Consider the following 17,379-nt stretch of genomic DNA (forward strand, 5'->3'; position numbering starts at 1 on the left):
GCCATGACCGGCGGTTTTTGGCCTATTGGGGCCAATCTATTCGGAGACGACAGCGATGGTTCCTTTCTTCGTCCAGTTCAAATGCAAGCTCGGCCAGTCCTACGCCGTCGCCAATGCGCTCGCCGAGGCCGAAATCGCCTCGGAGATCTATTCCACCGCCGGCGATTACGATCTGCTGGTCAAGTTCTACGTCGACAACGACACCGACATCGGCCACTTCGTCAACGAGAAGGTGCAGGTGATTCCGGGCATCCAGGACACCCACACCATCATCACCTTCAAGGCGTTCGGCACGGGCTAGCAGCAACCCCGCCTGCCCAAAAAATCGCCGACGACTTCGCCCGGCGCGGCCACGCCCGGGGGCCTTATGGGAGTGCCCGTCCTGTCCGAGACGTCAGTTACCTTCGACCGGCTGAAGGCCTTCATTCAGCAGGCGCTCACCGCGGTTGGCCTGCCGGACACTGACGCCGCAGAGGTCGCGGGGCTGATGGCGGCGGCCGACCTGCAGGGGTCGGACGGACATGGCGTCAGCCGGTTGCCGCAATATGTCAGGCGGATCAAGGCCGGTGGCTTCAATGTGCGGCCGAACATCCATATCGTGCACGAGCATGCCAGCACGGCCGTGCTGAACGGCGACAACGGCATGGGCCACCTCGTCATGAAGCGCGCCGCCGGGATGGCGATCGAGAAGGCGCGCAGCACCGGCATCGGCTGGGTCAACTCGCAGTTCTCAAACCATGCCGGCCCCGCCTCGCTCTACGCCACGATGCCGCTGGCCCACGACATGATCGGGCTCTATTTCGCGGTCGGCAATGCCAATCACCTTCCGCCCTGGGGCGGCCTCGACATGCTGCTGTCGACCAATCCGATCGCGGCGGCGATTCCGGCCGGCGACGAAAACCCCATCGTGCTCGATATGGCGACGACGGTCGCGGCCTACGGCAAGGTGAAGGCCAAGGCGCTGCGCGGCGAGACCATGCCGGAGGGCTGGATGATCGACCGCAAAGGTCAGCCCCTGACCGACCCGAAACGCGCCGACGAAGGCATGCTGCTGCCGCTCGGCGGCATGGAGGCCGGATACAAGGGCTACGGCCTAGCCATGATCATCGGCCTGCTCGCGGGCACGCTCGGCGGCGCCGCGATGGGAAGCGAGGTCATCGACTTCAACCACGATGACGATAGCGTCACCAACACCGGACAGGCGATCGCCGCGATCAATATTGCAGCCTTCGGCGACGTCGCCATCTTCAAACGAAGCGTCGATGCGCTGGTGCGCGACTTCCGCAACAGCGAGCGCATCCCGGGCGTAGACCGCATCTGGGTGCCCGGCGAACGCAGCCACGAAACGCGGATGAAGCGGACGAGCGGTGGAATTCCCGTCGCCCCGGCGCTATTGCGCGCACTGGACCAGGTCGCCGACGACCTCGGAATATCGCGGCTTGGAGACTAGGCCTGCGGCTGGCGGTCGAAGCCGCCGACCGGCATCGGGCCGGCCCATCGGATAGCCTTGCGAAGTCGACCCTGCTACGCAAAACGGCACTGCCTTACCGCAACGCACGTCATGGACGTTAACCATGGCACGCTTTTGCCATAACAGGATCATTCTACCGCCTTGATATTTTTCATTATCTGGGGCGTCGTCAATCGGGAGTTCCGCGGCGGCGGACGTTCCGGGGGGAGTAGTCGCGAGTACCACCATGGGGACGCTGTACGATTTGCTCGGAGCGCTTCCGAGTGATGACGCCGAGGGCTTGCGGACGGCGTTCCGCAAGGCCGCGAAGGCGACGCATCCCGATATTAATCCCGACAATCCAGATGCGGCACAGAGATTCAGGGAACTCGTGCGCGCCTATGACATCCTGAACGATACCGAGCAGCGCGCGACCTATGATGAACTGCTCGCGATCGCGCTTCAGCCGCCCCCCGAGACGAAGACAACGCACACCTACGAGAGGCTGCACAAGCTCGCCTCCAACACGATGGCGGCCTCGGTCATTTCGGCGGTGCTGGTGGGCGGCTACGTCCTGTTCGGGCTTTTCTCGCCCCCTCCCGGCGCCGCGGAATTGCTGACCGACAGAACCACCGGCCGTGCGCAGGAAGTTTTGGCGCTGCTGCCCGACACCCCGATGCAGGACGAGGCCCACGCCCCGCGCGGTAGAGAGGTGCCGCCCGGTGGAGAGGTTTCAACCGGCACGGTCACGCTGGCCTCCGCAGCGCCGGCAGCAAAGGAAGTGGGCGCCGCGCCGATCGGCCGTTTCGGGCCGATGCCGGCTTTCGCCATGTACAATCTGGGCATTCAGTATTCGCCGCGCTTCGGCGCCGCCTATTTGGATCGCGGCTTCGTGCTGTACCGGGTGGACGATTTCGACCGCCCGTCTGCCGACATTGCAGCCGCCAGGCGTGCTGCGGATTTGAGACGCAGCAAGATCGCCACGCCCGCGCCCGTGCCGCAAAAGCCGTTGACCATCGTGCCCTCGCTGCCGGAGAGGCGCGAACCGGTCGCCGCGGCCCTGACGCCCTGGAGGCGCGAGCCGGTCACCGCAGCCTTGACGCCCTGACGGCGCGCGAGGCGCGTTCTTCCATCGAGGCCGTCAGCCTTCTTTCTTCTTCGGCCGCGGCGGTCCCTCGACCGCGGGCAGCGACTTCACGTATTCCGCTATCGCGGCGCGATCCTCCGGCGACAACTGCGACGTATTCTTGATCACGCGCACCATCGATCCGCCCGCGGTGTCGCCATCGGGCGTTTGTCCGGTCTCGAGGAAGTAGGTGATGTCCTTTGCGCTCCACTCGGCCAGTCGCTTCTGGGTGATGTTGGGCACCCAGCCCTCGCCCTCCGGATTGGGCCCGCCGGCGAAGCGCTGCGTCTCGACGATGTCGCCGAGGAAGTTGCGCGGGCTGTGGCACTCGGCGCAATGGCCCATGCCGTTGACGAGATAAGCGCCGCGATTCCATGACGGAGAACGCGAGGCGTCCACCGTGGTGAGCTTGTCGTCCATGAACAGCCATTTCCAGATTCCGACATTGCGGCGGATATTGAATGGAAACGGCACGTCGTGGTCGCGCGGTTTGCCGGTCACCGGCGCAAGCGTCTTCAGATAGGCAAAGAGATCGCGGACATCATCGACCGTCGCATGCTGATAGGACGGATAGGGAAAAGCCGGAAAATAATGCGTGCCATCCGGCGAAGCCCCCTTGAGCACCGCAGTCACGAAATCCGCTTCGCTCCATCGGCCGATGCCGTAAGTGGGATCGGACGAGATGTTGGGAACGTAAAACGTTCCGAACGGCGAAGGCATTGCAAGCCCGCCGCCGAGCTTCAGCCGGTCGGGCTGGTTGGGAACGGCGTGGCAGGAGGAACAGCCGCCGGCATTGAACGTTGCAAGGCCGTTGGCAAGGTTCGGCGTGCGGGGCGGCAGCGAAGCCGCTGCGACAACTGCCGGAATCGTCAGCCACCAGTAGACGCCAAAGCCGGCGGCGCCGATCACTATCAGCCCAAGGAGAATTCGTCGCAGCATTCACCGATCCATCGTCAGCAGTCTCAAACCGATGACAGTATGAACGCACATCGCGCCATAGGCTTCCACGAAATTTGGCTTCCACGAAATTGCTGGTGTCATGGCCGCCGTTTGGGGAATAAATCCGGAAAGTCGTTGTTTTGAGGCTGACACGGCCGCTTTCGTATCAACAGGGAGAAACACCATGTCGAACAAAACCATGCTTGTCACGCTCACGCTGGGGGCAGCGATTGCTTTTGCCGGGCCCGCTTCTGCCGACAAGATGAAGGCGACGCTGGACGGCAAGGCCCAGGTGCCGCCCAACACCAGCGCGGCCACTGGTACCGCCGACATCGACTATGATCCCGCCAGCAAGAAGCTGAGCTGGAAGCTCTCCTATTCCGGGCTGTCCGGCCCTGCCACCGCCGCGCATTTCCACGGGCCTGCCGAAGCCGGCAAGAATGCAGGCGTCGCGGTCGCCATTCCCAATGCGACGTCGAGCCCGGTCGAAGGCAGCGCGACGTTGACCGACGCGCAGGCCGCGGACCTCGTGGCCGGCAAGTACTATGTCAACATTCACACCGCGGCCAATCCGGGCGGCGAAATCCGCGGTCAGGTAACCAAGTAGATTCACCGGCCGACGGCAGGTAAAAAAGAGGGCGGCACGCTTTACACGCCGCCCTCTTTTTCTGATCCGAATTAGATTTTGAGGCGGAACGTCTCGTGGCAGGCGCTGCATTCCTTGCCGATGGCCGGCACGTTCGCCTTCAGCGAATCGATATCCTTGATCTTCGCCTTGGCTTCGGTCACGACCTTGGCGAAGCTGTCGATCTTCGCAGAGAAGCCGGCCTTGTCTTCCCAGACCTTCGGAGAAGCGCTGTAATCGCCTTCAATCTTCAAGCCCTTGATGCTTTCGGGAAACATCGTCGGCAGCTTCTTTGCCGTCTCTTCCAGTTGGCCGAGCGCCGTAGTGACGGCCGCCTGGTCATAGGGTTTTTCGCCCTTGACCATCGGACTCAAGACCGCGCCCAAGGCCCTCCCGGTTGCCTTCATGGTCTTCTGGGTCTCGTTGGCTACATTCTGCTGGGCGATGCCTGCACCGACGCTCAGGAGCAATGCCCCTGCGACCACCAACATTCGCTTCATTCGCTTGCCCCTTCTTGGCTGGCTCAAAGCACGGGCTCGCGACCGCCGCGAGCCCGCCTGTTCTCCCAACACCGCGTGCGGTGCATCATTCCGCATGCGACAAAATATCAGAGATTATGCCGCTTCTGCGCCTCGCGGATCGCGATCCAGACCCGTTCTGCGGTAGCCGGCATATCGATGTGGTCGATCTTGTACTCGCGCCACAGCCCCTCGACGATCGCATTGACCACCGCGGGACAGGAGCCGATCGCGCCCGCCTCGCCCGCACCCTTGACGCCGAGCGGATTGGTCGTGCACGGCACGTTGTGCGTTTCGAAATGGAATGACGGACCGTCGGAAGCCCGCGGCACCGCATAATCCATGAACGTGCCGGTAACGAGCTGGCCGTCGGTTGCGCTATAGACCGCCTGCTCCATCAACGCCTGCCCGATGCCCTGCATCGCGCCGCCATGCACCTGGCCGGCGAGCAGCAGCGGATTGAGCGTGACGCCGAAATCGTCGACGATGACATAGTTGACGATCTTGATGATGCCGGTGGCGGGATCGATCTCGACTTCCGCGAGATGCGTGCCGTTCGGATAGGTGCCGTCGGCCTGCGCAAACGTCGCGCTCGCATTCAGTTTCGAGGGATCGACGCCCGGACGCTTCGCCAGGTCGGCGAAGCTGATCGAGCGATCGGTGCCGGCGATGCGAACGACGCCGTTGCTGATCTCGAGGTCGCCGGCGCTGGTCTCCAGCGCTTCCGCCGCAATCTCCTTCAGCTTGGCGCCGAGTTCGCGCGTGGCGCGCTCGACGCTGACGCCGCCGGTCGGAATCGACGCCGAGCCGCCGGTGCCGAGACCGGTCGCGATCTTGTCGGTGTCGCCCTGCAGCACATGGACGCGCTCCGGCGGCACGCCGAACTGCTCGGCGACGAGCTGCGCGTAAGCTGTCTGGTGCCCCTGCCCGCTCGACTGCGTGCCGATCAGGATGTTGATGTCACCGTTGGGATCGAGCGCGACATTGGCGGTCTCCTCGCCCATGGTGCCGCAGATCTCGACATAGCAGGACATGCCGATGCCGCGCACGAGGCCGGCCTTCTTCGCCGCCTTGGCGCGCTTGGGAAACTCCTTCCAGCCCGCGACTTCCATTGCGCGCTTCATATGCGCGGTGAAGTCGCCTGAATCGTAGACCTTGCCGGTCGCGGTCTTGTAGGGCATCGCCTTCGGCGGAATGAAATTCTTGCGCCTGATAGCATCCGGCGTCATGCCGAGCTTGCGTGCTGCCGCGTCGACCAGACGTTCGACCACGTACGCCGCTTCGGGACGGCCGGCGCCGCGATAGGCATCGACCGGAACGGTGTTGGTGAACACGGTGCGGACGCGACAGTGGAAGGCCTGGATGTCGTAGAGACCCGGCAGCATGCCGGCGCCGCCATGCGGAATGTACGGCCCGAAGGTCGAGAGATAGGCTCCCATGTCGCCCATCAGGTCGACGTCCATGCCGAGGAATTTGCCGTCCTCGGCCAGCGCCATCTTCGCGGTCGTGACGTTGTCGCGTCCCTGCGCATCGCCCATGAAATGATCGGAGCGATCGGCGGTCCACTTGATGGTCTTGCGCAGTTTTTTCGCGGCAACCGAAATCAGCGCGTATTCGCGGTAGGGAAACAGTTTTGTGCCAAAGCCGCCGCCGACATCGGGGCAGATCACCCGCATCTTTTCCATCGGAATCTTCAGCACCATCCCGCACAGGATTTCGCGCAGGCGATGGCTGCCCTGGCTGCCGATCGTCAGCGTCAGATGATCGCGCTTGGCGTCGTATTCAGCGACCGCTGCGCGCGTTTCCATGAAGTTGGTGATGACGCGCGGGTTGACAATCGACACTTCGGCGACCGCATGCGCTTTCGCAAAGGCGGCATCGGTTGCTTGCTTGTCGCCGACCGGCACGTCGAACAGCACGTTGCCGGGCTTGTCGGGCCAGACCTGCGGCGCATCCTTCTTCACGGCGTTGACGACGCCGACCACGGAGGGAAGCGGCGTCCATTTGACGTCGATCGCCTCGATCGCGTCGCGCGCCTGATCGATCGTATCGGCGACCACGAAGGCCACGGCGTCGCCGACATGGCGCACCTCGTCCTTGGCGAGGATCGGGTATGGCGGGCCGGTGAAGGGATCGGTTTCCAGGTTGAACAGGCATGGCAGATCGCCGAGATCGGTGACCTCGGCTGCGGTCAGAATCAAGGACACGCCCGGCATGCCGCGGGCCTTGGCGACGTTGAGGGTGAATTTCGCGTGCGCATGCGGCGAGCGCAGCATCAGCGCATGCAACGCCGGCTGTGGCGAATGGTCGTCGGTATAGCGGCCCTTGCCACGAATGAGCGCGTCGTCTTCCTTGCGAAGAACGCTTTGGCCGACGCCGAATTTGATGGGAGCTGCCATCGTATCTCCAATTCCATTAGCGCGTCATGACTTGAAACGTCATCGCGCTCACTTTTGTTTTGAGCATGATCCTTTTCGGAGAGACCCCTATCCGCGTTTGCGGATCACGCACCTGGAAGCGTTCTATATTGCAGCGGTTCGCGAGCCAGCGCAAACCGCATTAGGCCCCAGCGCTACGCCGGCCCGCCGGCTTTTCCGCACATGCACAACAAGAAAAGTTGATGCTGCAGACATCTCAGACCGGCGCGAAACAGACCGCCGTTGTCTGCTGACCCTATTGCGGACGACTTTCTTTCGGGCGGCAGGCGCGGCAACACCACAGGCCCGAGATAGCAGCCATAGAAAAATTCTCTTTACTCACAGAGGCTTAGGTTCTGGATTTGCGTTCGCGTACCAGCGCGAATATCCACCCCCGCCCGAACAGCAGCAGGATCGCGACCCCGTAGACGAAGGCCCCGGCCGCGATCAGCAGCAGCAGCGCGGTCTCGTCGCGGAAGGCGTGCATTTGCGCGAAATAAAAGCTGGCGAATCGGGCGGTGCCCCACAGCGCAGCGGCTAAGACAATCCCCGCCGCGGCAAACTTGGCGAGCGAAATCATCCAGGCGCGGTCGAGTTCGAGGTAGCCGGCCCGCACGGCGAAAAACAGCACCAGCAGCAGATTGACCCAGGCGCCGATGGCGGTGGCGAGCGCCAGGCCGATCTGCGCCAGTGGTCCCATCAAGGCGACCTTGAGCGCCAAGTTGACGGCAACACCGGTCAGGGCCGCCTTGACCGGCGTCACGGTGTCGTGGCGGGCAAAGAAGGTCGCCACCGCGCTGCGGATGGTCACGAACGGAATCAGCCCGATCGCGTAAGCCGCCAAGGTGGCGCCCGCAGCCACCGCATCCGCCTTCGAGAACGCACCACGCGCAAACATCGCGCGCATGATCACGTCAGGCACGGTCAGGAAGGCGGCAACGAACGGCACCGAAAACAACAGCGAGAATTCGAACGCCCGCCGCTGCGCGGCCGATGCGCCAGCAACATCGTTGGCGGAGAGGCGTCGCGACATCTCCGGCAGCAGCACGGTGCCGATCGCGATCCCGATCACGCCGATCGGGAGCTGGTTGAGACGGTCCGCGTAATACAGCGCCGAAAGCGCGCCCGCCGGCAGAAAGGTCGCGATGATGGTATCGGCGAACAGCGCGATCTGCGTTCCCATCGAGCCGACAGTCGCAGGCCCCAGCGCCCGGAAAAACGCGCGCACGTCTTCGTCCAGCCTCGGGATGGCGAATTTCGGCAGGATCCCGCTCTTTGTTGCGTCACCGGCCAGCAGCAGGAATTCAAGAATGCCGGCAAGCAGGACGCCCCAGGCGGCGGCGTAGCCCACGCCCGGAAAGAACGCGGCCAGCGCCAGCGTCGCCATCATCGACAGATTGAGGAGGATCGGCGCGGCCGCGGCGCTGGCGAAGCGGTGCATCACGTTGAGCATGCCGCCATACAGCGTCACCAGCGTGATCAGGAGCAGATACGGAAACGTGATCCGTGTCAGCGAAATCGCCAGTTCGCCGCGCGCCGGATCGTCCTTGAACCCCGGCGCGAGAATGGCGATCACTTCCGGCATGAACACCCAGGCCAGGACGAGCAGAATCACCTGGGCGGCAAGCAGCAGCGTGAAGATGCGATCGGCGAACAGCCGCGCCGACGCTTCACCCTTGCCGTGCAGGCGCGCATAGGCCGGCACAAAGGCGGCGTTGAAGGCGCCCTCGGCAAAGATCGCGCGAAAATGATTGGGCAGCCGCAGCGCCACGAAAAACGCGTCCGCGACGGGACCGGCGCCGAGAATGGCGGCGAGCATGATGTCGCGCGCGAATCCGGTCAGCCGCGAAAGCAGCGTGTAACCGCCGACGGTGAAAATGCGTCCGAGCATGCGCCGCTTCTAGCGCATATTCGTCAAACGGTGAAATCAGGCAGCTAAGCGTTTAGGCATGATCCGGTCCGAAAACCGGAAGGCCACTTTTCGCTAACGCGGCCCTTCGGGTCGGGATCATGCCTGAAGCGCGCCCCGCACCGCCTCGATGACGCGATCCTGCGTCGCCTCGTCGAGATAGGCGTGAATCGGCAGGCTGATGACATCGTCGGAAAGCTGTTCGCTCACCAGCAACCCGCCCTCCGCAACCGGATAATTCCGGTAGGCGGTCTGCTGATGCATCGATTTCGCATAATAGACCATGGTCGGAACGCCCTGCGCCTTCAGCGCTGCCGCAAAGCCGTCACGATCGGTCCCCTTCGGCAGGCGAATGGTATACTGCGCCCAGATCGATGTGCATCCGGAGGCCAGGCGCGGCACCGTCACGATATTGCCGAGACCGCGGGCATAGCGCTCCGCGACGCGGTTGCGGGCCGCGATCTCGTCCTCGAAGATCTTCAGCTTCTCGATCAGGACCGCCGCCTGCAGGGTATCGAGACGTCCGGTCAGGCCGAGACGCACATTGTCGTATTTGTCGGAGCCCTGGCCGTGGACGCGGATGCTGCGCAGCGTCTCGGCAAGCCTGTCATCATCGGTAAAGATGGCGCCGCCATCGCCGAAGCAGCCGAGCGGCTTGGTCGGGAAGAAGCTGGTCGCGGTCGCGAGTCCCAACGAGCCGATCCGGCGGCCCTTGTAGCTCGCGCCAAATCCCTGCGCAGCGTCATCGAGCACGAACAGGCCCTCTGCCTGTGCCACCGCCGCGATCGCATCATGGTCTGCGCTCTGGCCGAACAGGTCGACCGGGATCACCGCCCTTGGCTTCAGGCCGCGTTGCTTCGCCGTCGCGATGCCGCGCTTGAGCGAAGCGGCATCCATGTTGAAGGTTGCGTCATCGACATCGACGAACACCGGCGTCGCGCCGGTCAGCGCCACGGCTTCGCCCGTCGCACAGAACGTGAATGATGGGCAGAAGACGGCGTCCCCCGGGCCGACTTCCCCGGCCATCAGCACCATCAGCAGCGCGTCGGTGCCGCTCGCGCAGCTCACGACATGCCTGGCGCCGCAGAAATCCGCCAGCGCCTTCTCCAGCACGGCCACTTCCGGACCGTTGATGAAGAGGCAATGGCTCGTCACCCGCGCCATCGCCTCATCGATCGATGTGCCGAGGCGCCGGCGCTGCGAGGCGAGATCATAGAAAGGAACGAGTTCTGGGCGCATGTGCTGGTTCATGGAGCCTTGCAGGAATTATAGAGTGAGGTCAGCCGACGACGCGGCGCGGTCCCTTGCGCGCGGCAGAGGCCGCAGGCTTGGCGGGCTGCTCGAGGCAGCGGATCGCAATCTCGAGACTGGCGACGCCCTCGTCGCCGGACACCGCCGGCACATTGCCGGTGCGGACGGCCTCGAGGAATGCGATCAGTTCGGCGCGCAACGGCTCGTCATGGCCGACCGGCAGATGCCGCATCGAATAGCTGCCGTCGGGCTTAAAGCCGAAGCACTCGGTCACCTGCCGCGTCAGGAGGTCGCCCATCACATACTTGCCGCGGGTCGCGACCGTGACGCTGCGCGCCTTGAACGGCGTCAGCCAGTTGGTGTTGATGTGGGCGAGCACGCCCGAAGCGGTGCGGAATTGCAGCAGCGCGATGTCCTCGCGCTCGGCCACCGCGCTGGAAAGCTGCGGCTGCACCTCGACGATGTCGGACTCGGTGAACCAGCGGATCAGGTCGATATCGTGCACGGCGAGATCGATGACGACGCCGACATTGGACATGCGCGGCGGAAACGGCCCGACGCGGGTGATGCCGATCGACAGAATATCCTCGCCCGAGATCGCCTGCTTGATCGCGGCAACCGCGGGATTGAAGCGCTCGACATGGCCGACCATCAGCGTCACGCCGGCGCTCTTCGCCGCATTGACGATGTCCTGCCCCTCTTCCACCGTCGAGGCGACCGGCTTCTCGACCAGCAGGTGGATGTTGCGGGTGATACAGGCGAGCGCAATCTCGTGATGCAGATGGGTCGGCGCCGCGATCGTCACGGCATCGACGCCCTCGTCGAACAGTTCGTCGAGTTCGGCGAACGCGCGGCAGCCGACGAACGCGGTGGCGCGCGCGCGGTGCTCCGGCAACGGATCGACAATGCCGACCAGCGTCACGCCGGGCAGGCCGGCCAGCACGCGGGCATGGTTGCTGCCCATCACGCCCGCGCCGACGACCCCTACACGCAGGCCGCGTTTTGCATCGGTCTTCGCGTCGGAAGCGGACCCGTTGGAACTCATGATTTGTAGACCCCAAGTAGAATGCTGGCAGATTTGCGCCGTAGCGTCCCCGGCGGTTCTCTAGCACGCCATCACAGATGTGGCGAATGCGATCGTTCGTTTTCGGACACGTTTTGATTCAAACAGTTACAACGTCGGTCCGGTAAAACTACGGCCTGCTCAACTGCGCTTGTAATCGTCTTCGATGCGGATGATGTCGTCCTCGCCCAGATAGCTGCCGGTCTGGACCTCGATCAGTTCGAGCTGGATCTTGCCGGGATTTTCCAGCCGGTGCACCGCGCCGATCGGGATGTAGATCGATTCGTTCTCGTGCACGGTCTTGACCAGTTCGTTGACGGTCACTCGCGCCGCTCCGCGCACCACAATCCAGTGCTCCGACCGATGATGATGCTTCTGCAGCGATAAGCGCCCGCCCGGCTTGACGATGATGCGCTTGACCTGATGACGGTCGCCATTGTCGACCGACTGATAGGATCCCCAGGGCCGATGCACCCGGATGTGATCCTCGGTCACCTGCGGCGCGACCGTCTTCAATTTGGCGACCAGCCGCTTCAGTCCGTTGGAATCCTTCTGCCTGGAGACCAGCACGGCGTCTTGCGTTGCGACCACCACGAGATCGTCGACGCCTTCGAGCGCGACCAGCGCGCGGTCGGTCGAGACGTTGCAGTTGCGCGAATCCTCGAACACGGCCACGCCGCGTGCCGCGTTGCCCTCCCCGTCCTTGCCGGACAGTTCCCACACCGCATGCCAGGAACCGACATCGGACCAGCCGCATGCGACCGGAACGACGGCGGTGCGCGCGGTCTTTTCCATCACGGCATAGTCGATCGAGATCGACTTCGCCGAACCGAACGCAGCCTCGTCGAGCTTGACGAAACCAAGATCGGTGCCCGCCTTCGTCACCGCATCGGCGACAGCCTGCACGCTTTCCGCATCGACCTTGCGATATTCGTCGGACAAGACGGCAGCGCGGAACATGAAGTTGCCGCTGTTCCAGAGATAGCCGGCCTCGACATAACCCGTCGCCGTCGCCGTATCCGGCTTCTCGACGAATTTCGCGACCGCGCGAACCTTGCCGGAAATCACCTCGCCGGGGTTGATGTAGCCATATTCGGTGGCGGCGCGTTCGGGCTGCACGCCGAACGTCACGATGTGGCCGGCTTCCGCCGCGGCCAGCCCCTCGCGGCAGGCGGCGACGAAAGCGGGCGTGTCGCGAACCACGTGATCGGCGGCGAGCGCCAGCACGATCGCGTCCTTGTCGCGCGCCTCCGCAAAGGCGGCGCCGGCTGCAATCGCCGGACCGGAATCGCGCCGCATCGGCTCGAGCAGCACGTCGGCCTCGAGCCCGATCTCCGCCAGTTGCTCGAGCACCATGAAGCGATAGGCATTGTTGGTGATGATGACGGGCCGTTCGAACAGATCAGCGTCCGAAACCCGCAACAGCGTGTCCTGGAACGTCGAGCGCTCCCCGAACAGGGACAGGAACTGCTTGGGGTGCACCTCGCGCGAAGCCGGCCACAGCCGCGTTCCTGCGCCGCCGCACATGATGAGGGGAATAATTCGTCGGTTCATCGGTGCCTCAAATCCTGTAGTAGCCACGGTACCAGGCGACAAAATCGCCAAGCCCGTCCTCGATCGAAGTCTGCGGCCTGAAACCGGTGTCGCGCATCAGTTCCGCTACATCGGCAAAGGTCTCGGTCACATCTCCAGGCTGCATCGGCAGCATCTCCCGAACCGCCGCGCGACCCAATTCCCGCTCCAGAACCGCTACCACGTGGGTTAGCTCTTCCGGATGATTGTTGCCGACATTGTAAATTCGTGCCGGCGCACCGGCGGCCGGGCCGCCGTCGCGCGGGGCCTGGTCGACCAGTTGCAATACCGCGCGCGCCGCGTCGTCGACATGGGTAAAGTCGCGCCGCATCCGGCCATGGTTAAAGAGCCTGATCGGGGTGCCCTCCACGATCGCCTTGGTGAAGAGGTAAATCGCCATGTCAGGGCGGCCCCACGGCCCATAGATGGTAAAGAACCTCAAGCCCGTCACCGGAAGGCGATAGAGATGGCTGTAGGAATGCGCGATCAGTTCGTTGGCCTTCTTCGTGGCAGCGTAGAGGCTGACCGGATGGTCGGTCTTGTCGTCCACCGAAAACGGTAGTTTCGTATTGGCGCCATAGACCGACGAGGACGACGCATAGACCAGATGCCCGCATCCGTGATGCCGGCAACCTTCCAGCACATTGACGAAGCCCTCGAGGTTGGCGTCGACATAGGCATGCGGCTGGTCGATCGAATACCGCACGCCGGCCTGCGCCGCCAGATGCACCACCCTGGCAAAGCGGTGTTTGGCGAACAGGCGTTCCATGGCGGCGCGATCGGCGAGGTCGATCTGCTCGAACGCAAAACCCTGCTCTCCGCGCAGGATGTCCAGCCGCGCCCGTTTCAGCGCCGGATCATAATAGTCGTTGAGATTGTCGAGGCCGATGACGGCGCGGCCTTCGGCAAGCAGCCGGCGAGCGACGTGAAAGCCGATGAAACCCGCAGCTCCGGTGACCAAAATAGATTGATCCGGCATCATATCCCTGGAAGGTAGCGCTCAACGGCCGAAATTTCTGTCGCCAAGCCTCTTTACCTGCGTTGCCAAGGCCGCCGCAACACCTACCAGCCCTGCTATTGCCAGAACGGCTCGAAAACCATACCAAGGCGCCGAGTTGCATCGCTTTTTGCACCCCACCTCTCCAAACCCGGCATGGGCGAGATGCGCCGAATCCTGCTTTCGACATTGAAGATACTGGTCTCGGCGGCGCTGCTGTATTTCTCGCTGCGCAAGGTCGACCTTGCCGATCTCGCCGCCCGCATCGACGTTTCCAGCCTGGGCTGGATCGGCGTGGCGATCGCGGTGACGTTCCTGCAGATCTTCATCGGCGTGCTGCGCTGGCGCGAGATCAGCGCGGAGTGCGGCGCACCGCTGCCGACCCGGCAGGCGATGCGCTTCAACGTGATCGGAACTTTCTTCAACCAGACGCTGCCCTCCTCGATCGGCGGTGACGCGGTCAGGCTGTGGCTGGTGGCGCGCAGCGGCCATGGCTGGCGGGCTGCGACCTATTCCATCTTCGTCGACCGCGCCATCGGCCTGATCGCGCTCGCGGTCGTCATCGTCGCAAGCCTGCCCTGGAGCTACCGCCTGATCACCGATCCGCACGGCAGGTCGGCATTGCTGTTCGTCGATTTCGCGGCACTGGCCGGCGGCCTCGGATTTCTCCTGCTCGGCAGGCTGCAATGGCCGTGGCTGAAGCACTGGTGGGGCACCCATCACATCCATGCCTGTTCGGTGATCGCCAATCGCGTGCTGTTCAGCCGTACCCACGGCCTGAAGGTCGCCGTGCTGTCATTGCTGGTGCACGTGCTCGCCGTCGTCATCGCCTGGTGCGTGGTGCAGTCGATTGAAGCGCCCGTGGTGTTCGGCCAGATCTTCCAGCTCGTTCCGCCAGTGATGCTTATCACCATGCTGCCGATCTCGATTGCCGGTTGGGGCGTCCGCGAGGCCACCATGGGGCTGGCATTCGGCTATGCCGGCCTGATGGCCAATGAGGGCGTCAACATCTCGCTGCTCTACGGCGCGGTGTCCTTTATCGTCGGCCTGATCGGCGGGCTGGTCTGGATCTTGAGCGCCGAGAAAGCCGCGCAGGGCACGGCGCCGATCGAAGTTCCCAAATGATCTCCTGACAACGTTCCGCGCGGGTAGAATGGTCAATTCGCAACTAGTGCTGTCGTTTGCCGCAGCGGTGCCGGCGGCGCTGTTGTCGGGCGCCCTGACTTTTGCGATCCGGCCGCTCATGGTGCGAATAGCGCTGGCGAAACCGAATGCGCGCTCCTCCCACCGCATCCCGACGCCGCAGGGCGGGGGCATCGCTGTCATCGCAGCCACGCTAGTCGCGGCGACCGCCGTCATTGCGCTTGCCGGCGCGGCGGGCATGAAAGTCCCCGCAGCCGTGTTCGGCGCGACGCTGTTCATCGCGGCCGTCGGCTTTGCCGATGACGTCAAGCCCCTCCATGTCCTGCCGCGGCTGTTGCTGCAGGGACTTGCCGTTGCCGCGGTGATCGTTGCCGCGCCCGAAGACTTGCGGATCGTTCCCGCCTGCCCGTTCTGGCTCGAGCGCGGCCTGCTGATTCTCGCAGGCCTGTGGTTCGTGAACCTCGTCAACTTCATGGACGGGCTCGATCTGATGACGGCCGCCGAAATCGTGCCAGTCACCGCCGCGCTGATCCTGCTCGGCTGGCTCGGCGATCTTCCGGCGTCGACGACGGTCGCCGCAGCCGCCCTGTTCGGGGCAATGCTTGGCTTTGCGCCGTTCAACCGGCCGGTGGCAAAAATCTTTCTCGGCGACGTCGGCAGCCTGCCGATCGGCCTGCTCGCCGGCTGGTGCCTGCTGCAGCTCGCCTGGCATCAGCACGTGGCGGCGGCGCTGCTGTTGCCGCTGTATTATCTCGCCGACGCCACCATTACCCTGCTGCGGCGCATCGCGAAGGGCGAGCCGTTCTGGGCGGCGCATCGCAGCCACTTCTATCAGCGGGCCACCGACAACGGATTTTCAGTATCGCGCGTGGTGAGCGAGGTGTTCGCCCTCAACATCCTGTTGGCCGCGTTGGCGATCGGCTCGGTGATAACGTCTTCGCCTGCGATCTCCGGCCTGCTTCTTGTTGCAGGCGGCGTCGCAACAGCGTTCCTGATGTACCGCTTCTCGCGCCGCGCGCCGTCCCTCGGCTAGAGCATGATCCGGAAAAGTGTGTAGCGGTTTTCCCTCGCGACAAACGCGGAACGCGTTTGCGCGGAGATCATGCTCAAACAAAAAGATAAAGCGGGATGACGATTCGAAGAAACGTCATCACGCTTTAGCCCGGCTTCTTCTGCGCCAGTTCGCGGATCAAGCCGCAATACTCGGTCATGGCGATCTCAAAATCGAATCGTTTGGAGATTTCGGCCGCGCGTTCGGCCCGCTGCGGGTCCACGGAACGGGCGGCGCGACCGACCGTTTCCGCCAATTCATTGGCGTTGCCGGGCTCGACGACCCAGCCGACATCGTGTTCGATCACCGTCAGCGCGGCCTCGGCATCGGCTTCGGAAACCAGGATCACCGGACGGCCGATTGCCAGCAGATTGTAGAACCGGCTCGGCACCGATACGCCGGCAACGTTCTTGCGGTAGGGAATGATCCAGACGTCCGCGGCCGAGAGAAAAATCTCCAACTCATCGTCCTCGACGCGCTCGACCAGAGTGACGTTCGGAAGTTTCACCTCCGCCTGCATCGCCTTCAACTGGTCGAAGCCCACTCCCCAGCCCGACAAGAGGAAATGGATATCCTTATTGTCCCGCAGTAACCGCGCCGCTTCGAACACGATGACGGGATCGTGGGTGAAGCCGAGATTGCCCGACAGCCCGACGACGTAACGGGTGGAGAGCGGGCGACGGTACGGATTGTCGGGCGCGATGGCGCGAACGCCGGGTGCAAGGGTCGCCCAGTTCGGTATGAAGCGAATCCTGTCGCGGGTCATTCCGCCATAGCGCAACAACAGTTTTTCCGTGTCGCGGCCGATGATGACGACGGCGTCGAGCGCGCGGAACATCGGCGCGTTGAGGGCGTGCATCGCCCTCGCCAGCATCGACTGCGGCTTCAACAGGCCAACCATGACGAGAACGTCGGGATAGAGATCGTGCATGATCAGTACCGACTTCGCACCCTTCAATTTGGCCGCGGCGGCAAAGGCGTAAGGCAGCATGAAGGGCGCGGGAACGGTGAGCGTGACATCGCCGCGCTTGAGCCTCGCCAGCAGCACGAAAAACATCCGGACCGTGAACAGCAATTCGGCCACCGCCCGCTTTCCCAGCGCGCCCTTTGCGGGCATCCAGCTCCTGACTTCGACGACCTCAGGCTTGCCCGTTTGCGCCGGTATCGCGGAGCCCGCCGTTCCCGACAGCACCAGTGCGTCGGCCTCCTGCGCCACGCGCTCCGAAATCGATGCCATGATCGCCGCCGTCGTGCTCGGATCCGGCGGGTAGTGCTGGCTGACGACGACGACTTTTCCGTAACTCTGCATCTTTGCTTT

General features: G+C 63.7%; 16 protein-coding genes. 6 read left to right on the forward strand and 10 right to left on the reverse strand.

Translation table 11 applies throughout. From position 1 onward, the window contains the following. The first annotated feature begins 55 nt into the window (after positions 1–55). From LMTR21_RS27305 to LMTR21_RS27315, 3 genes are all read left to right on the forward strand, one after another. Positions 56–301, forward strand: a complete 246-nt coding sequence (locus tag LMTR21_RS27305; protein ID WP_029583462.1) for an Lrp/AsnC ligand binding domain-containing protein — start codon at positions 56–58, stop codon at positions 299–301. 66 nt (positions 302–367) lie between these two features. Continuing rightward, positions 368–1,450, forward strand: coding sequence for an Ldh family oxidoreductase (locus tag LMTR21_RS27310; RefSeq protein WP_065752607.1), 1,083 nt, complete (start codon positions 368–370; stop codon positions 1,448–1,450). Positions 1,451–1,697: 247 nt separating this feature from the next. Next, positions 1,698–2,558 carry a J domain-containing protein gene (locus LMTR21_RS27315; RefSeq protein ID WP_065752608.1) on the forward strand — a complete coding sequence of 287 codons (861 nt, stop codon included), beginning with the start codon at positions 1,698–1,700 and terminating at the stop codon, positions 2,556–2,558. Between the two features lie 33 nt (positions 2,559–2,591). On the opposite strand, the gene LMTR21_RS27320 is transcribed toward LMTR21_RS27315, so the two are convergent. Together LMTR21_RS27320 and LMTR21_RS27325 are read right to left on the reverse strand one after the other, a co-directional pair. Next, positions 2,592–3,515, reverse strand: coding sequence for a c-type cytochrome (locus LMTR21_RS27320; RefSeq protein WP_065752609.1), 924 nt, complete (start codon positions 3,513–3,515; stop codon positions 2,592–2,594). Further along, positions 3,516–3,716, reverse strand: a complete 201-nt coding sequence (locus LMTR21_RS27325) for a hypothetical protein (protein ID WP_141688262.1) — start codon at positions 3,714–3,716, stop codon at positions 3,516–3,518. It abuts the gene before it with no gap. Between LMTR21_RS27325 and LMTR21_RS27330 the strand changes: the two genes are divergently transcribed. Then, complete coding sequence (locus LMTR21_RS27330) at positions 3,700–4,122, forward strand: CHRD domain-containing protein (protein ID WP_065752610.1); 423 nt, start codon at positions 3,700–3,702, stop codon at positions 4,120–4,122. The two genes, LMTR21_RS27325 and LMTR21_RS27330, sit on opposite strands and share 17 nt — an antisense overlap. A gap of 71 nt (positions 4,123–4,193) precedes the next feature. Here LMTR21_RS27330 and LMTR21_RS27335 read toward each other — a convergent pair whose 3' ends face one another. From LMTR21_RS27335 to LMTR21_RS27365, 7 genes are all read right to left on the reverse strand, one after another. Beyond that, entirely contained in the window at positions 4,194–4,640 is a 447-nt protein-coding gene (locus LMTR21_RS27335) for a c-type cytochrome (RefSeq protein WP_065752611.1), read from the reverse strand. 107 nt (positions 4,641–4,747) lie between these two features. Next, positions 4,748–7,057: a xanthine dehydrogenase family protein molybdopterin-binding subunit gene (locus LMTR21_RS27340; RefSeq protein ID WP_065752612.1), complete on the reverse strand. Its 2,310-nt coding sequence runs from the start codon at positions 7,055–7,057 to the stop codon at positions 4,748–4,750. Between the two features lie 367 nt (positions 7,058–7,424). Next, complete coding sequence (gene murJ, locus LMTR21_RS27345; protein WP_065752613.1) at positions 7,425–8,966, reverse strand: murein biosynthesis integral membrane protein MurJ; 1,542 nt, start codon at positions 8,964–8,966, stop codon at positions 7,425–7,427. Between the two features lie 117 nt (positions 8,967–9,083). Next, positions 9,084–10,235 (reverse strand): DegT/DnrJ/EryC1/StrS family aminotransferase, encoded by a 1,152-nt coding sequence (locus tag LMTR21_RS27350; protein ID WP_065752614.1) that lies wholly within the window; start codon positions 10,233–10,235, stop codon positions 9,084–9,086. 28 nt (positions 10,236–10,263) lie between these two features. After that, entirely contained in the window at positions 10,264–11,280 is a 1,017-nt protein-coding gene (locus LMTR21_RS27355; protein ID WP_065752615.1) for a Gfo/Idh/MocA family protein, read from the reverse strand. 159 nt (positions 11,281–11,439) lie between these two features. Beyond that, positions 11,440–12,852 carry a mannose-1-phosphate guanylyltransferase/mannose-6-phosphate isomerase gene (locus LMTR21_RS27360; RefSeq protein ID WP_065752616.1) on the reverse strand — a complete coding sequence of 471 codons (1,413 nt, stop codon included), beginning with the start codon at positions 12,850–12,852 and terminating at the stop codon, positions 11,440–11,442. Positions 12,853–12,859: 7 nt separating this feature from the next. Then, entirely contained in the window at positions 12,860–13,849 is a 990-nt protein-coding gene (locus LMTR21_RS27365; protein ID WP_065752638.1) for an NAD-dependent epimerase, read from the reverse strand. A 183-nt stretch (positions 13,850–14,032) separates the two neighbouring features. Between LMTR21_RS27365 and LMTR21_RS27370 the strand changes: the two genes are divergently transcribed. Beyond that, positions 14,033–14,992: a lysylphosphatidylglycerol synthase transmembrane domain-containing protein gene (locus LMTR21_RS27370; RefSeq protein WP_065752639.1), complete on the forward strand. Its 960-nt coding sequence runs from the start codon at positions 14,033–14,035 to the stop codon at positions 14,990–14,992. 28 nt (positions 14,993–15,020) lie between these two features. After that, a complete protein-coding gene (locus LMTR21_RS27375; RefSeq protein ID WP_065752617.1) occupies positions 15,021–16,043 on the forward strand; it encodes an MraY family glycosyltransferase in 1,023 nt (340 codons plus the stop codon). Positions 16,044–16,167: 124 nt separating this feature from the next. On the opposite strand, the gene LMTR21_RS27380 is transcribed toward LMTR21_RS27375, so the two are convergent. Further along, positions 16,168–17,370 carry a glycosyltransferase family 4 protein gene (locus tag LMTR21_RS27380; RefSeq protein WP_065752618.1) on the reverse strand — a complete coding sequence of 401 codons (1,203 nt, stop codon included), beginning with the start codon at positions 17,368–17,370 and terminating at the stop codon, positions 16,168–16,170. Positions 17,371–17,379: the final 9 nt, after the last annotated feature.

Origin of the sequence: Bradyrhizobium paxllaeri (assembly GCF_001693515.2) — a bacterium.
Lineage (GTDB): Bacteria > Pseudomonadota > Alphaproteobacteria > Rhizobiales > Xanthobacteraceae > Bradyrhizobium > Bradyrhizobium paxllaeri.

Excerpts from the sequence above, each read along its gene's own strand:
- LMTR21_RS27305 (WP_029583462.1), top strand. The coding sequence starts at position 56 with ATGGTTCCTTTCTTCGTCCAGTTCAAATGCAAGCTCGGCCAGTCCTAC.
- LMTR21_RS27310 (WP_065752607.1), top strand. The coding sequence starts at position 368 with ATGGGAGTGCCCGTCCTGTCCGAGACGTCAGTTACCTTCGACCGGCTG.
- LMTR21_RS27315 (WP_065752608.1), top strand. The coding sequence starts at position 1,698 with ATGGGGACGCTGTACGATTTGCTCGGAGCGCTTCCGAGTGATGACGCC.
- LMTR21_RS27320 (WP_065752609.1), bottom strand. The coding sequence starts at position 3,515 with ATGCTGCGACGAATTCTCCTTGGGCTGATAGTGATCGGCGCCGCCGGC.
- LMTR21_RS27330 (WP_065752610.1), top strand. The coding sequence starts at position 3,700 with ATGTCGAACAAAACCATGCTTGTCACGCTCACGCTGGGGGCAGCGATT.
- LMTR21_RS27325 (WP_141688262.1), bottom strand. The coding sequence starts at position 3,716 with ATGGTTTTGTTCGACATGGTGTTTCTCCCTGTTGATACGAAAGCGGCC.
- LMTR21_RS27335 (WP_065752611.1), bottom strand. The coding sequence starts at position 4,640 with ATGAAGCGAATGTTGGTGGTCGCAGGGGCATTGCTCCTGAGCGTCGGT.
- LMTR21_RS27340 (WP_065752612.1), bottom strand. The coding sequence starts at position 7,057 with ATGGCAGCTCCCATCAAATTCGGCGTCGGCCAAAGCGTTCTTCGCAAG.
- murJ (WP_065752613.1), bottom strand. The coding sequence starts at position 8,966 with ATGCTCGGACGCATTTTCACCGTCGGCGGTTACACGCTGCTTTCGCGG.
- LMTR21_RS27350 (WP_065752614.1), bottom strand. The coding sequence starts at position 10,235 with ATGAACCAGCACATGCGCCCAGAACTCGTTCCTTTCTATGATCTCGCC.
- LMTR21_RS27355 (WP_065752615.1), bottom strand. The coding sequence starts at position 11,280 with ATGAGTTCCAACGGGTCCGCTTCCGACGCGAAGACCGATGCAAAACGC.
- LMTR21_RS27360 (WP_065752616.1), bottom strand. The coding sequence starts at position 12,852 with ATGAACCGACGAATTATTCCCCTCATCATGTGCGGCGGCGCAGGAACG.
- LMTR21_RS27365 (WP_065752638.1), bottom strand. The coding sequence starts at position 13,849 with ATGCCGGATCAATCTATTTTGGTCACCGGAGCTGCGGGTTTCATCGGC.
- LMTR21_RS27370 (WP_065752639.1), top strand. The coding sequence starts at position 14,033 with ATGCGCCGAATCCTGCTTTCGACATTGAAGATACTGGTCTCGGCGGCG.
- LMTR21_RS27375 (WP_065752617.1), top strand. The coding sequence starts at position 15,021 with ATGGTCAATTCGCAACTAGTGCTGTCGTTTGCCGCAGCGGTGCCGGCG.
- LMTR21_RS27380 (WP_065752618.1), bottom strand. The coding sequence starts at position 17,370 with ATGCAGAGTTACGGAAAAGTCGTCGTCGTCAGCCAGCACTACCCGCCG.